General features: G+C 71.9%; 12 protein-coding genes. 4 read left to right on the top strand and 8 right to left on the bottom strand.

Features of this window, described 5'->3' with window-relative positions; genetic code table 11:
* The first annotated feature begins 194 nt into the window (after positions 1–194).
* Together ABT288_RS30380 and ABT288_RS30385 are read left to right on the top strand one after the other, a co-directional pair.
* Complete coding sequence (locus tag ABT288_RS30380; RefSeq protein ID WP_351614362.1) at positions 195–968, top strand: SDR family NAD(P)-dependent oxidoreductase; 774 nt, start codon at positions 195–197, stop codon at positions 966–968.
* 77 nt (positions 969–1045) lie between these two features.
* The gene (locus ABT288_RS30385; protein WP_351614365.1) at positions 1046–1753 is read left to right on the top strand and encodes an ester cyclase; all 708 of its coding nucleotides are present in this window, start codon (positions 1046–1048) and stop codon (positions 1751–1753) included.
* A 201-nt stretch (positions 1754–1954) separates the two neighbouring features.
* On the opposite strand, the gene groL is transcribed toward ABT288_RS30385, so the two are convergent.
* From groL to ABT288_RS30405, 4 genes are all read right to left on the bottom strand, one after another.
* Positions 1955–3580 carry a chaperonin GroEL gene (gene groL / locus ABT288_RS30390; RefSeq protein ID WP_351614368.1) on the bottom strand — a complete coding sequence of 542 codons (1626 nt, stop codon included), beginning with the start codon at positions 3578–3580 and terminating at the stop codon, positions 1955–1957.
* Between the two features lie 123 nt (positions 3581–3703).
* Entirely contained in the window at positions 3704–4012 is a 309-nt protein-coding gene (gene groES / locus ABT288_RS30395; RefSeq protein ID WP_039652762.1) for a co-chaperone GroES, read from the bottom strand.
* Between the two features lie 339 nt (positions 4013–4351).
* Entirely contained in the window at positions 4352–5197 is an 846-nt protein-coding gene (locus tag ABT288_RS30400; RefSeq protein ID WP_351614371.1) for a polysaccharide deacetylase family protein, read from the bottom strand.
* 11 nt (positions 5198–5208) lie between these two features.
* Complete coding sequence (locus tag ABT288_RS30405) at positions 5209–6144, bottom strand: polysaccharide deacetylase family protein (RefSeq protein ID WP_351614374.1); 936 nt, start codon at positions 6142–6144, stop codon at positions 5209–5211.
* A gap of 91 nt (positions 6145–6235) precedes the next feature.
* Between ABT288_RS30405 and ABT288_RS30410 the strand changes: the two genes are divergently transcribed.
* Positions 6236–7402 carry a THUMP-like domain-containing protein gene (locus tag ABT288_RS30410; RefSeq protein WP_351614376.1) on the top strand — a complete coding sequence of 389 codons (1167 nt, stop codon included), beginning with the start codon at positions 6236–6238 and terminating at the stop codon, positions 7400–7402.
* A 4-nt stretch (positions 7403–7406) separates the two neighbouring features.
* Here the strand turns inward: ABT288_RS30410 and ABT288_RS30415 are convergent, their stop codons facing one another.
* The 4 genes from ABT288_RS30415 to ABT288_RS30430 all read right to left on the bottom strand — a co-directional run bounded on the left by ABT288_RS30415 (position 7407) and on the right by ABT288_RS30430 (position 11480).
* Complete coding sequence (locus tag ABT288_RS30415; protein WP_351614379.1) at positions 7407–8681, bottom strand: RNA polymerase sigma factor; 1275 nt, start codon at positions 8679–8681, stop codon at positions 7407–7409.
* Positions 8682–8723: 42 nt separating this feature from the next.
* Positions 8724–9080, bottom strand: a complete 357-nt coding sequence (locus tag ABT288_RS30420) for a YciI family protein (protein ID WP_351614382.1) — start codon at positions 9078–9080, stop codon at positions 8724–8726.
* Positions 9081–9229: 149 nt separating this feature from the next.
* Positions 9230–10273 carry an LCP family protein gene (locus tag ABT288_RS30425; RefSeq protein ID WP_351614385.1) on the bottom strand — a complete coding sequence of 348 codons (1044 nt, stop codon included), beginning with the start codon at positions 10271–10273 and terminating at the stop codon, positions 9230–9232.
* Positions 10274–10448: 175 nt separating this feature from the next.
* Positions 10449–11480 (bottom strand): LacI family DNA-binding transcriptional regulator, encoded by a 1032-nt coding sequence (locus ABT288_RS30430; protein WP_351614387.1) that lies wholly within the window; start codon positions 11478–11480, stop codon positions 10449–10451.
* 131 nt (positions 11481–11611) lie between these two features.
* On the opposite strand from ABT288_RS30430, the gene ABT288_RS30435 reads away from it, so the two are divergent.
* Positions 11612–13921 (top strand): beta-xylosidase/alpha-l-arabinosidase, encoded by a 2310-nt coding sequence (locus tag ABT288_RS30435; protein ID WP_351614391.1) that lies wholly within the window; start codon positions 11612–11614, stop codon positions 13919–13921.
* Positions 13922–14012 lie beyond the last annotated feature (91 nt).

The following is a 14012-nucleotide window of genomic DNA, read 5'->3' on the forward strand; positions in this document are numbered from 1 at the left end:
CGATCCGGCCGGGCCGAACAGGCCCACCGGGAGGCGCGGGAGGCCGGTGCGGGGCGGAGCGTACGCCGCGCGGGTCCGCCCCCGCGCAGGTCCCGCGCACCACGCCCCCCGCGCCGCGGCTCGGAACCCGTGTGGGCCAACTGCCGTGTCCGAGGGCAGCGGACGCGCTCGCTCCGGGTCACTAACCTTGGGTCATGACAACGGCTCTGATTACGGGATCGACCGCGGGGATCGGTGCCGCGTTCGCGCGGCGGCTGGCGGCTGACGGGCACGACCTCGTCCTGGTGGCCCGGGACACCAAGAGGCTGCGCGAACAGGCGACCGAACTGCACGACCGGCACGGCATCGAGGTGGAGGTGCTGAGCGCCGACCTGGCCGAGGACAAGGGCATCGAGGCGGTGGCCGACCGCCTCGGCGACCGGAAGAACCCGGTCGACCTGCTGGTCAACAACGCCGGCTTCGGCAACAAGGGCCGCTATCTGGACGTGGCGCTGGCCGACGAGCTCAGGATGCTCAAGGTGCACTGCGAGGCGGTGCTCCGGCTGACCTCGGCGGCGACCGAGGCGATGCGCGAGCGGGGCCGGGGCGGTGTCGTCAACGTCGCCTCCGTGGCCGCCTTCGTCCCCCGGGGCACCTACGGCGCCTCCAAGGCCTGGGTCGTGCAGTTCACGCAGGGCGCGGCGAAGGACCTGGCCGGCAGTGGCGTCCGCCTGATGGCCCTGTGCCCCGGCTTCGTGCGCACCGAGTTCCACCAGCGGGCCGGGATGGGCACGGACAACATCCCCGGCTGGATGTGGCTGGACGCCGACAAACTGGTCGGGGCGGCCCTGTCCGACCTCGCCCGCGGCAAGTCCCTGTCGATCCCCGACCCCCGCTACAAGGCGCTGATGGGCCTGGTGAAGGTCACCCCGCGGGGACTGCTGGGCGGGATCACGTCGAAGACGGGGCGCAGGTACGGGCCGCAGTAGCGGACGGGTGGCGCTGCCGTCACGGTGCGAAAATGAGCGTGACACAGACCGGGCCAGGGGGGCCGGGAGGCGGCGTCATGACCTTCGTACAGCTCATCGAGTGCCGGACGAGCCGGCTGGACGAGATGAACCGGCTCATGGACGACTGGGTCGCGCAGACCAAGGGGAAGCGGACGGCGACGCACGCGCTGGTCGGCAAGGACCGGTCGGACGCGTCGCACATCGTCGAAGTGGTGGAGTTCCCGTCGTACGAGGAGGCGATGCGGAACTCGAACCTCCCGGAGACCGGCCGGACCTTCCAGGGGATGGTCGCGCTGTGCGACGAGATGCCGACGTTCATCGATCTGGACGTCGTGCGGGACGAACGGCTGGCCGAGGACACGGTGCGGCGGTTCTTCGCGGCGCTGCAGACCTCCGGTGAACTGCCGCCGCTCAACGACGTGCTGGACGAGGACATCCACAGCCACGATCCGGTGAACCCCCAGGACACCATCGGCCTGGACAACGCCCGCAGCGAATTCCGGATGTGGCGCGGGGGCTTCGACTTCACGTTCACGCTCGAGGACGTGCTCGCCCAGGGCGACCGGGCCTGCGCACGGTGGACCTGGAACGCCACGCACAACGGCGACTTCCTCGGCATCCCGCCCACCGGCAGGCAGGTCACCATGTCCGGGTTGACGCTGTTCCGCCTCACGGACGACGGCAAGATCGCCGAGATGTGGTGGCAGCACGACCAGCTGGGTCTGATGCAACAGCTGGGTGCGCTGGACGAGTTGGAGCACTAGAAGACGCGCGAGCGTGAACCTTAGACCACCTGGAGGTGGTGCTTCAGCGCCGCGGCGATGCTCGCGGTGCCTCCGGCCGCGGGCATGCGCCACGATTCCGTCCTCCGTCACGAACCGGAAGCACAGCCGCCGCGGGCGGGGAAAAGGGCGAAGGCCCGGCTCCCCCGCAGGGAACCGGGCCTTCGTGCGAGCGTGTCGGGCTCAGTGGGCGTGGCCGTGGCCGTGGCCCGCGGCGGCCGGCTCTTCCTCTTCCTTCTTCTCGACGACCAGGGTCTCGGTCGTGAGCAGCAGGGAGGCGATGGAGGCGGCGTTCTCCAGGGCGGAGCGGGTGACCTTCACCGGGTCGATGACGCCGGCCTTGACCAGGTCGCCGTACTCGCCGGTGGCGGCGTTGTAGCCCTGCCCCTTCTCCAGGTCCTTGACCTTGGAGACGATGACGTAGCCCTCCTGGCCGGCGTTCTCGCCGATCCAGCGCAGCGGCTCGACGACGGCGTTGCGGACGACCGCGACACCGGTGGCCTCGTCGCCGGTCTTGTCGAGGTTGCCCTCGAGGACCTTGGAGGCGTGGACCAGGGCGGAGCCACCACCGGAGACGATGCCCTCCTCGACCGCGGCGCGGGTCGCGGAGATGGCGTCCTCCAGACGGTGCTTCTTCTCCTTCAGCTCCACCTCGGTGGCGGCGCCGACCTTGATCACGCACACGCCGCCGGCCAGCTTCGCGAGGCGCTCCTGGAGCTTCTCGCGGTCCCAGTCGGAGTCGGTGTTCTCGATCTCGGCCTTGATCTGCGCGACGCGGCCGTGCACGTCCTCGGACTTGCCGGCGCCGTCGACGATGGTGGTGTCGTCCTTGGTGACGGTGACGCGGCGGGCGGAGCCGAGCACCTCGAGGCCGGCCTGGTCGAGCTTGAGGCCGACCTCCTCGGAGATGACCGTGGCGCCGGTGAGGATCGCCATGTCCTGCAGCATCGCCTTGCGGCGGTCGCCGAAGCCGGGGGCCTTCACCGCGACGGCGTTGAAGGTGCCGCGGATCTTGTTGACGACCAGGGTCGACAGGGCCTCGCCCTCGACGTCCTCGGCGATGATCAGCAGCGGCTTGGAGGCGCCGGCCTGGATGACCTTCTCCAGCAGCGGCAGCATGTCCTGGATGGAGCTGATCTTGCCCTGGTTGATGAGGATGTACGGGTCGTCGAGGACGGCCTCCATGCGCTCCTGGTCCGTCACGAAGTACGGCGACAGGTAGCCCTTGTCGAAGGCCATGCCCTCGGTGAAGTCCAGCTCCAGACCGAAGGTGTTGGACTCCTCGACGGTGATGACACCGTCCTTGCCGACCTTGTCCATCGCCTCGGCGATGAGCTCACCGACCTGCTGGTCCTGGGCGGACAGCGCGGCGACGGCGGCGATGTCGGACTTCTCGTCGATCGGGCGGGCCGAGGCGAGCAGCTCGTCGGAGACGGCCTTGACGGCCGCGTCGATGCCCTTCTTCAGGGCGGCCGGGGAGGCGCCGGCGGCGACGTTCTTCAGGCCCTCGCGCACCAGCGCCTGGGCGAGCACGGTGGCGGTGGTGGTGCCGTCACCCGCGATGTCGTTGGTCTTGGTCGCCACCTCCTTCACCAGCTGGGCGCCGAGGTTCTCGTACGGGTCCTCGATCTCGACCTCGCGGGCGATCGTGACACCGTCGTTGGTGATGGTGGGGGCGCCGAACTTCTTGTCGATGACGACGTTGCGGCCCTTGGGGCCGATCGTCACCTTCACCGTGTCGGCCAGCTTGTTGACGCCGCGCTCGAGGGCGCGACGGGCGTCCTCGTCGAACTTCAGGATCTTCGCCATGACAGCGGGAGCCCTCTCGGAAATCTATGGGTGACAAGACAACTGCGCCCCGGACGCCCGGCTTCTTTATCGGTCGCGGGGGCCAGGGGCGCAGCTCAGGAGCAAAAGAATGCTCGGGGTGAATTACTTCTCGATGATCGCGAGCACGTCGCGAGCCGAGAGGACGAGGTACTCCTCGCCGTTGTACTTCACCTCGGTGCCGCCGTACTTGCTGTAGAGGACGACGTCGCCGACCTTGACGTCGAGCGGAAGGCGCTCGCCGTTCTCGAACCGGCCCGGGCCCACGGCGAGGACGGCGCCCTCCTGGGGCTTCTCCTTCGCGGTGTCCGGGATGACCAGGCCAGAGGCCGTGGTCTGCTCGGCGTCCAGCGGCTGGACCACGATGCGGTCCTCGAGCGGCTTGATGGCAACCTTGGAGCTGGCGGTCGTCACGATCCGACCTCCCCCTTCGGAGATCTCACGGGGTTAACTGTCTGAGGTGGCGACCAGGTCGATCCGTCGTCGCGGGTGCCGGACCTGCCCGTCGCTTTGTTGGCACTCTCCAGGGGGGAGTGCCAGAGCCGAGACTATGACCGCGATTAGCACTCGGTCAAGCGGAGTGCCAATGCCGTGCGGCGCGTCGGCGGAATCTCGTCCGCGCCGGGTTCCTGGTGGGCCGGTGTCGCCCCGCCGTCCCGGGGGCTGCCGCCCCCAGATCCCCGCTTCGGCCTGAACGGCCTCGTCCTCACACGCCGGACGGCTGTTTTTCGCCGACCGGCGCCGAAAAGGGCTCTACAGATAGTCCTCCAGCCTCCCCACCGTCAGCCCCCGCTGCTGCACCCTCCGCAGCACCCTCGCCGTGCGTTCCCGCTGGCTGGGGCCCGGCGTCTCGTCCGGGCCGACCAGGATGACGTCGCCGGGGCGCAGGTGGTGTTCGCCGTGGGTGTAGGCGAGCTCGGTCGGGGTCATCGCGGCGCGCCAGAGGACGACCGTGGAGATGCCGCAGTCTGCCGCCGCGCGCAGGGTGGTGGTGTCGTACGCGCCGTACGGCGGGCGGAAGAGCCGGGGGCGCAGGCCGAGGCGGGATCCGAGCCTGTCCTGCTGGCCGCAGATCTCGGCGCGCTGCCCGGCGTACGGCAGTCCGGCCAGCGCGCGGTGGTCGAGGGTGTGGTTCTCGATGCCGGCGCCCAGCCCGTGCAGGCGGGCGAAGTGGCCGTAGCCGGGGCCGACGGCGCTGTCGGTGAGGAACATGCTGACCGGCAGCCGGAGTTCGCGGACCATGGCGACGAAGCGGGGGTCCTTCTCGGCGCCGTCGTCGTAGGTGAGGAAGACGACCCGGTCGCGGGTGGGGACGTGGTCCAGGACGCGGGGCAGGGCGGCACGGTCCCCGGTCCGCGGGCCGAGGGGGAGGGCGCGGGCGGCGGGCTGCGGAGGGCGGGCGAGGGGCTCGGTCAGGCCCCAGCGGCGGTAGGTCTGGTCGGGGGCGGGCCCGTGCGGGTGCACTCCCTCGGCGGCCTTCTTGCCGAGGCGTTCGATGGGGTCGACGGACTGGGCGCAGCCGGTGAGGAGGAGGGCCGAGGCGAGGAGGGCGCCGGCGTACCGGACCGGGCGCCGCCCGCGGCCGGCTCTCCCGCGCACCGCCCCCGGCCTCACAGGTAGTCCTCCAGGCGGGCCACGGCGTAGCCCTCGCGCGTGACCTTGTTCAGGAAGCGGCGCATGTCGTCGACCATCGTGCCGTTCCAGTCGGAGCGGCCGCGGAAGTGGGTGAGGACGATGTCGCCGCGGCGCATCTTCTGGTCGTCCTCGCGGTACTCCCAGTGGTCGACGTAGACCTCCTCGTTCCAGATCGGCGCGTACCTGATGCCGCAGGCCTTGGCGGCGCGCAGGGTGTCCTGGTTGTAGTTGCCGTAAGGGGGCCGGAAGACCGTCGGACGCCGGCCGAACTGCTTCTTCATGATGTCCTGCATGCCGCAGATCTCGTGCTTCTGGTCCTCGTAGGACAGGCCCGGCAGGTAGGGGTGGTGCAGGGTGTGGTTGTCGAGGGTGTGGCCGTAGGACTGCATCGTGCGGAAGTAGCCGTAGTCGTCCTTGACCAGGTAGTTGCTGAGGAAGGCGGTGTAGGGGATCTTCAGGTCCTGCATCATCCGCAGGAACCTCGGGTCCTTCTCCGAGCCGTCGTCGATGGTGAGGAAGACGATCTTCTGCTTGGTGGGGATCGTGGTGAAGACCGGGGGCAGGTCCCAGTCCTCCTGGTGGTCCACCTCGAAACCGGCCCGGGCGGCGATCTCCGGTTTGTTCCTGGGCGGCGGGGGCGGTGCCAGGGGGACCCGGGCCAGGCCCCAGCGCCGGGCGGCGGCGACCAGGCGGGCGTGTTCGGCGGCCTGGCGGGCATGTTCGGCGGCCTGGCGGTCCTGGGGACTCAGGACCTGCACGGGGCCGCCCTGGGCGGGCGCGGGGCGAGTCGCGTCGGAGGAGCCGGCACAGCTGGACAAAAGGGCGGAACAGGCCAGGGCGGCGGCTCCGCAGCCGAGAGTGAGACGCCCACGCCTGACCCGATTTTTATCTTTTTGTACGACTACTCGCATAGTGCCGGATCCTCCCAGGCCAGAGCCCGGAGCCCGGGCCGACACCGCCGCCGGAAGGCGCACGATCCACCGGCTGGCCCACAATGACCCGGTGAACGACCTCGCTCTCCTCCTCACCCCCGAAGGCCGTGCCCTCCTCGACGAGGTCCGCGACACCGCCCCGGCCGACGAACTCGCCGTCGCCACCCGGCTGCGCCGCGACCACCCCGCCGAGCTGGTGTCGGCCGCGCTCGGCCAGGCCCGGCTGCGGCAGCGGGCGGCGGCGAAGTTCGGGGCGGAGGACGCGGGGCGGATGTTCTTCACGCCGAACGGGGTCGAGCAGTCGACGCGGACGAGTGTGGCGACGTACCGCGCGCAGCGGCTCAGGGGCCTCGGCGTGACCTCCGTGGCCGACCTGTGCTGCGGGATCGGCGGGGACGCGATCGCGTTCGCCCGGGCGGGGATCCGGGTGCTGGCCGTGGACCGCGATCCGGTGACCGCCGCCGTGGCGCGGGCGAACGCCGAGGCGCTGGGGCTGGGCGAGCTGGTCGAGGTGCGCGAGGCGGATGTCACTCGGGTGGACACGGGCGGGTACGACGCCGTGTTCGTGGACCCCGCCCGGCGGGGCGGGCGGGGAAGGATCTTCGATCCGGAGGCGTACTCGCCGCCCCTGTCCTGGGCGGTCGAGGCCGCCCGCACGGCACCCCGCGCGGCCCTGAAGGTGGCGCCGGGCATCCCGCACGAGGCGGTGCCCGACGACGCCGAGGCCGAGTGGATCTCGGACGGCGGAGACGTGAAGGAGGCCGTGGTGTGGTTCGGCACCGAGCCGGGCGCGGTGCGCGCCACCCTGCTGCCCGGGCCGCGCACCCTCCTCGGCGAGGGGCTGCCCGACCCGGAGGTCCGGCCGGTGGGGCGCTATCTGTACGAGCCCGACGGCGCCGTCATCCGCGCCCATCTGGTCGCCGAGGTGGCGCAGCACCTGGACGGCGGCCTGATCGACCCCACCATCGCCTACGTCACCGCCGACGAACCGCACCCCACCCCGTACGCCTCCGCCTACGAGATCACCGACCATCTCCCGTTCAACGTCAAGAAGTTGAAGGCCCTGCTGCGGGAGCGCGAGGTCGGCACGCTGACCGTGAAGAAGCGCGGGTCGGCCGTCGAGCCGGAGGAACTGCGCAGGAAGGTCAAGCCGCAGGGGCCGAACGCGGCGACCGTGTTCCTCACCCGGGTCGTGGGGGCGCCGGCCATGCTGATCGGGGCGCCCGCGCCGCTGTGAACCCTCAGTGATCGGCGAGGGAACGGATTCTCGTCAGCAACAGCTGCCGCTCGCGTTCGTTGCGGGCCAGGCCGGCCGCGCGCTCGAACTCCGCGCAGGCCTCCGCCGTACGGCCGAGGCGGGCGAGGAGATCGCCGCGGACGCTGGGCAGCAGGTGGTAGTCGCGCAGGGCGGGTTCGGCGGTCAGGGCGTCCACGAGCTTCAGGCCCTCGGCCGGGCCGTCGGCCATCGACACGGCGACCGCGCGGTTCAGCTCGACCACCGGTGACGGGGCGCGGGTGGCCAGCAGGCCGTACAGGGTGGCGATGGCACGCCAGTCGGTCTCCTCGTAGCGGTGGGCGTGCGCGTGGCACGCGGCGATGGCCGCCTGGAGGGCGTACGGGCCCGGGGCACCGGTCGCTGTGGCGCCGGCCCGGTCCAGCGCGCGGATGCCGCGGGCGATGAGCATGCGGTTCCAGCGGCGGCGGTTCTGGTCCTTCAGCAGCACCGGCTCGCCGCCCGGACCGGTGCGGGCGGCCGTGCGGGACGCCTGGAACTCCAGCAGCGCGGTCAGACCGTGCACCTCCGGCTCCTTGGGCATCAGCGCGGACAGGACGCGGGCCAGGCGCAGCGCGTCCTCGCACAGGCCGGGGCGCAGCAGATCGTCGCCCGCGGTGGCCGCGTAGCCCTCGTTGAAGATCAGGTAGATGACGTCCAGGACGGAGCCGAGGCGGGCCTCGCGGTCGGGGCCGTAGGGCACCTCGAAGGCGACGTTCTGCTTCGCCAGGGTGCGTTTGGCGCGGACGATGCGCTGGGCGATCGTCGGCTCCGGGACGAGGTAGGCCCGGGCGATCTCGGCCGTGCTCAGGCCGCCGAGCAGGCGCAGGGTGAGCGCGGTGCGGGCCTCGGGCGACAGCACCGGGTGGCAGGCGGTGAAGACGAGCCGGAGCAGATCGTCGTCGATGTCGTCCGGGTCGGCGGGCTCGTCGTACGACGGCGGGGCCGTCTCCAGGTCCCGGCCGATCTCCTGCAGCTTGCGGGCGTAGGTCTCGCGGCGCCGGATCAGGTCGACGGCGCGGTGCCGGGCGGTCGCCATGAGCCAGGCGCCGGGGTTGCCGGGCACGCCGTCGCGGGGCCATTGCTCCAGGGCGGCGACCAGCGCGTCCTGCGCCAGTTCCTCGGCGATGCCGACGTCCCGCACGATCCGGGCGACGCCGGCGATGACCCGGGGCGACTCCAGGCGGAAGACGGTCTCGATCGTGTGCGCGGCGGTGGGCGCCGCGGTGGGCTGTGGTTCCACAGCCCACCATGCAACACCGCCGTACGGCACGGCGCCAGGCACTCAGCCCTCGGCGATCTCCCGCACCTCACAGGTCACGGTCCAGAAGTCCTCGTGGACCTGCAGGAACCGCTTGGTCCACTCCAGGGCCTCGGCCTTGTCCTTGCACTGCATGAGGGCGTAGCCGCCGACGGCCTCCTTGGTCTCGGTGAACGGCCCGTCGGTGACGGAGATCCTGCCGCCCTCCCAGCGCACCCGGGTGCCCTCGGCGGACGGGGTGAGCCCGGCGGTGTCGAGCATGACGCCGGCCTTGGTGACCTCCTCGATCAGCTCGCCCATCCGCTGCATCAGCTCGGGGCTGGGGCCCTCGGCGGGCGCGGAGGACTCGTCGATGCGCACGAGCGACAGGTAGCGGGGCATGGTGACTCCTTCGGTCGGGCGGCGGGGTCTCTTCCCCGCCGCTCACCCGTGCGTCGAACGGGAGGCACCCGGATCGACACGCTCGCCGAAGATTTTTCCGGCGGATTTTTCCGACGAACCTGTCCGGTCCTGGTCGGGGCCGTACCGGCTCAGCGCAGGGACGCCCACAGCTCGGTCGCCGCGGGCTCCTTCGCGATCACCCGGTTGGGATCGGAGGGGGCGGTGACGACCGGCATCATCACCGTCCTCGCATGGTCGGCCGTGAGGCCCTTCAGGCTCTGGCCGAGCCGCATCAGCTCGCTCAGGGAGTCCAGGCCGGTGTCGGTGGTGAGGCTCGCGGTGACCGCGTCGGCGACCCGGTACAGCTTGGCCGGGTCCGTGAGCAGGTCGGTGCCGGCCATCTGCTCCAGCAGGTCCTTGACCAGCATCTGTTGCAGTCCTATGCGGCCGAGGTCGCTGCCGTCGCCTATGCCGTGCCGGGTGCGGGCGAGCGCGAGGGCCTGGGTGCCGTTCAGATGGTGGCTGCCGGCCCGCAGGTGCAGATGGCTGTAGTCGTCGTCGATGTCCTGCGTGGTGGTGACGTCGACCCCGCCGAGCGCGTCGACCAGCTTGGCGAAACCGGAGAAGTCGATCTCGATGTAGTGGTCCATGCGGACGTTCGTGATCGACTCCACGGTCTTCACCGCGCACACCGGCCCGCCCACCTCGTAGGCGGTGTTGAACATCGCGCCGTACGCCTGCGCCGTCGAGCCGCCGGAGGCGAGCGGGCAGGACGGGCGGGTGACGAGGGTGTCGCGGGGGATGCTGACGACGGTGGCCTTCGTACGGCCCGCGTCGATGTGCACGACCATCGCCGTGTCCGAGCGGGCTCCGGAGCTGTCGCCGCCGCCGAGCTCCTTGTTGGCCTTGCCGCTGCGCGAGTCCGAGCCGAGGACCAGGATGTTCAGGGAGCCGGTCGGCAGCGGGGAGGCGGTGGCCGCCGGGGCGATCACCGCCCTCGCCGGGCGGTCGTCGCCGAGCGCGCTGTTGATGTCGACGCCCTTGATGTTGTGGTTGAGATGCCAGTACGCATAGCCGGCCACGGCCGTGCCCAGCACCAGGAATCCCGCCAGAGTGAGGCCGACGGCCTTCAGCGCTCCCGACCGCCGGCCCACTCGTCTGCCCGCGTCGCCTTGCTCCTCTTGTCGCGTCACGGTCAGGAACGTAAGTCCGAATTATTAGGGGACTGTTAGCGGAAGCTGCGAGAACCCGCTTTCTTGGGAAATTCTCATCCCAACGCCGCCCCGTAAGCCGGGGAAAGCCATCCGAAAGTTTCGGTCAGCCAACCGATTTGCTTCGGGGCAGTGTGGGGGGCGCCCACCTCATCCGTCACACGGCCGCGGGCGAGGCCGTGCTGCTGCGGACGACAAGGCTGGTCGCGAGCTCCACCCGGGTCGCCGCCCGGTCCTGCCGCTCGCGCCCCAGCTCCAGCACCAGCCGGGCGGCGGCCTCGGCCATCTCGGTCAGCGGCTGCCGTACGGTCGTCAGCGGCGGGCCGACCCAGCGGGCCACCGGCAGATCGTCGAAGCCGACCACACTGAGGTCCTCCGGGATGCGCAGGCCCAGCTCACGAGCGGCCTCGTACAGCCCGAGCGCCTGCAGGTCGTTGCCCGCGAACACGGCCGTCGGCCGGTCGGGGCGGCGCAGCAGCCGCAGGCCCAGGCGGTAGCCGGCGTCGTGGTGGAAGTCGCCGGCCACGATCAGCGAGGGGTCGACGGGCAGGCCGGCCGTCTCCAGGGCGGCGCGGTAGCCGTCGACGCGGGCCCGGCTGCACATCATCCTCGACGGGCCGCTGATCGCGCCGATCCGGGTGTGGCCGAGCTCGACCAGATGGCGGGTGGCGGCGAGTCCGCCCTGCCAGTTGGTGGCGCCGATGGACGGCACGTCCGGGCCGGGGTCGCCCGCCGGGTCCATCACCACGAACGGGATGGAGCGGCTGGTCAGCAGGGCCCGCTGGGACTCGTCGAGCCCGGACAGCACCAGCACCACGCCGTGCGGGCGGCGCGCGGCCACCTGGTCGGCCCAGGTACGGCCCGGGGTGAGCCGGCCGGCCGACTCGGACAGCACGACGCTCAGTCCGGCGTCCCGGGCCACGTTCTCCACGCCCCGGATGACCTCCAGCGCCCAGGCGCTCTCCAGCTCGTGGAAGACCAGGTCGATCAGCGGGGAGCGGGACGCCTCGGCGCGGCGGCGCCGGTAGCCGTGGGCGCGCAGGAGCTCCTCGACCCGGGTGCGGGTCGCGGGGGCGACATCGGCACGGCCGTTGAGCACCTTCGAAACAGTCGGAGCCGACACCCCGGCCGCACGGGCGATTTCGGCGAGGGTCGCCGTCTGCGTTTCTGCGGGCTTCGAAGGCTTCATGCCCGCGATCGTATCCCCGCCGTTACCCCTTGACGAAGGTCTGTGCGCGCCATAGGTTCCCGGAACATTCGATATCTCTAGCGAAACATTCGATACCATTCGTGAGCGACAGTCAGAGTGACGGGAGTTCCATGACCACCGCTCCTTGGCGCGACCCCGCCCTGCCCGCCGACGCGCGCGTGACCGACCTGCTCGCCCGGATGACCCTTCAGGAGAAGGCCGCCCAGCTGTACGGCGTGTGGGTGGGCGCCGCCACGGACGGCGACGGCGTGGCCCCCCTGCAGCGCGAGATGACCGCCGACGTCGACTGGGACGAGCTGATCACCCACGGCCTCGGCCAGCTGACCCGCTCCTTCGGCACCGCCCCCGTGGACCCGGCCCTCGGCGCCCGGGCCCTGGCCCGCGCCCAGCGCCGGATCGCCGCCGCCGGCCGCTTCGGCATCCCGGCCGTCGCCCACGAGGAGTGCCTGGCCGGGTTCACCGCCTGGCGCGCGACGGCCTACCCGGTGCCGCTCGCCTGGGGCGCGGCCTTCGACCCGGCGCTGGTGGAGGAGATGGGCCGGCGCATCGGCCACGACCTGCGCGCGTCCGGCGTCCACCAGGGCCTCGCCCCCGTCCTGGACGTGGTCCGCGACCCGCGCTGGGGGCGGGTGGAGGAGACGATCGGCGAGGACCCGTACCTGGTCGGCACGATCGGCACGGCGTATGTACGCGGCCTGGAGTCGGCCGGGGTCGTCGCCACGCTCAAGCACTTCGCCGGGTACGCGTCCTCGGCGGGCGCCCGCAATCTGGCGCCGGTCCGGGCGGGCGTACGGGAGTTCGCGGACCTCACCCTTCCCCCCTTCGAGATGGCGCTGCGCGAGGGCGGGGCCCGTTCGGTGATGGCGGCCTACACCGAGACCGACGGCGTGCCCGCCTCCGCCGACCCTCGCCTGCTGACCGAGCTGCTGCGCGAGGAGTGGGGCTTCACCGGCACGGTGGTCGCCGACTACTTCGGCATCGGGTTCCTTCAGAGCCTGCACCGGGTCGCGGCGGACGAGGCGGAGGCGGCGCACCGGGCGCTGGCCGCGGGCATCGACGTCGAGCTGCCGACCGTGAAGTGCTACGGCACCCCGCTCGTCACCGCCGTACGCGAGGGACGAGTCCCGGAGTCGCTGGTGGACCGGGCGGCCCGCCGCGTGCTGCTGCAGAAGTGCGAGCTGGGCCTGCTGGACCCGGACTGGCGGCCGGAGCCGCGGGGCACGGTGGACCTGGACTCGGCGGAGAACCGGGCCGTGGCCCGGCGGCTGGCCGAGGAGTCGGTGGTGCTGCTGGACAACCCCGGCGGGCTGCTGCCGCTGGCCCCCGGCACCCGGATCGCGGTGGTCGGCCCGCGCGCGGCGGACCCGCTCGCCATGCTCGGCTGCTACTCCTTCCCCGCCCACGTCCTCACCCACCACCCCGGCGTCCCGCTCGGCATCGGGATCCCCACGGTCCTGGACGCCCTGCGCACCGAACTCCCGGACGCCAAGGTCACGTTCTCCGAGGGCTGCGGCGTCTCGGACCCGGACACGAGCGGCTTCGCGGAGGCGGTGGCGCGGGCGGCGGAGGCGGACGTGTGCGTGGCGGTGCTCGGCGACCGGGCGGGCCTGTTCGGCCGGGGCACCTCGGGCGAGGGCTGTGACGTGGCCGACCTCCAACTCCCGGGAGTGCAGGGGGAGTTGCTGGACCGGCTGGTGGCGACGGGAGTCCCGGTGGTGCTGGTCCTGCTCACCGGGCGGCCGTACGCCCTGGGCCGCTGGCACGGCCGGCTCGGCGCGGTCGTCCAGGCCTTCTTCCCGGGCGAGGAGGGGGGACCCGCGGTGGCCGGGGTGCTGTCCGGCCGGGTGAACCCCTCAGGGCGGCTCCCGGTGAGCGTGCCGCGCGTGCCCGGCGGCCAGCCCTGGACCTACCTCCAGCCCCCGCTGGGCCTGGCCGGAGAGGTCAGCAGCCTGGACCCGACCCCGCTGTACCCGTTCGGCCACGGCCGCTCGTACACGACGTTCGCCTGGGAGGACGTCCGCGCCCCCGGGGCCGAGATCCCGACCGACGGCTCGTACGACCTCTCCGTCACCGTCCGCAACACCGGAGACCGCGCGGGCGCCGAGGTCGTCCAGCTGTATCTGCACGACCCGGTGGCGAGCGTGACCCGGCCCGACGTACGGCTGATCGGGTACCAGCGGGTGGAACTGCCGCCGGGCGTGTCCCGCCGGCTGACCTTCCGCTTCCACGCCGACCTGTCCTCGTTCACGGACCGCACGGGGGCACGGGTGGTGGAGCCGGGCGCGCTGGAGCTGCGGCTGGCCGCGTCGAGCACGGACGTACGGCACCGGGTGCGGCTGCGGCTGACGGGGCCGGTCCGGGCGGTCGGGCCCGGGCGGCGACTGCGGTGCGATGTGGTGGTGTCCCAGGGAACCGATTGAACCTCAGGGGGCGGGTGGAACGTATTGAGTCACGGCGAAGCACAGCGAACGTGCTTTCGCAAGACCCCTGACACGGGCGTTCAGGATGCTT

The sequence above is a fragment of the Streptomyces sp. NPDC001093 genome (assembly GCF_040298985.1).
Lineage (GTDB): Bacteria > Actinomycetota > Actinomycetes > Streptomycetales > Streptomycetaceae > Streptomyces.

Bases quoted from the DNA above. Each gene is read 5' to 3' on its own strand.
- ABT288_RS30380 (WP_351614362.1), top strand. From the start codon at position 195: ATGACAACGGCTCTGATTACGGGATCGACCGCGGGGATCGGTGCCGCG.
- ABT288_RS30385 (WP_351614365.1), top strand. From the start codon at position 1,046: ATGACCTTCGTACAGCTCATCGAGTGCCGGACGAGCCGGCTGGACGAG.
- groL (WP_351614368.1), bottom strand. From the start codon at position 3,580: ATGGCGAAGATCCTGAAGTTCGACGAGGACGCCCGTCGCGCCCTCGAG.
- ABT288_RS30405 (WP_351614374.1), bottom strand. From the start codon at position 6,144: ATGCGAGTAGTCGTACAAAAAGATAAAAATCGGGTCAGGCGTGGGCGT.
- ABT288_RS30420 (WP_351614382.1), bottom strand. From the start codon at position 9,080: ATGCCCCGCTACCTGTCGCTCGTGCGCATCGACGAGTCCTCCGCGCCC.
- ABT288_RS30430 (WP_351614387.1), bottom strand. From the start codon at position 11,480: ATGAAGCCTTCGAAGCCCGCAGAAACGCAGACGGCGACCCTCGCCGAA.
- ABT288_RS30435 (WP_351614391.1), top strand. From the start codon at position 11,612: ATGACCACCGCTCCTTGGCGCGACCCCGCCCTGCCCGCCGACGCGCGC.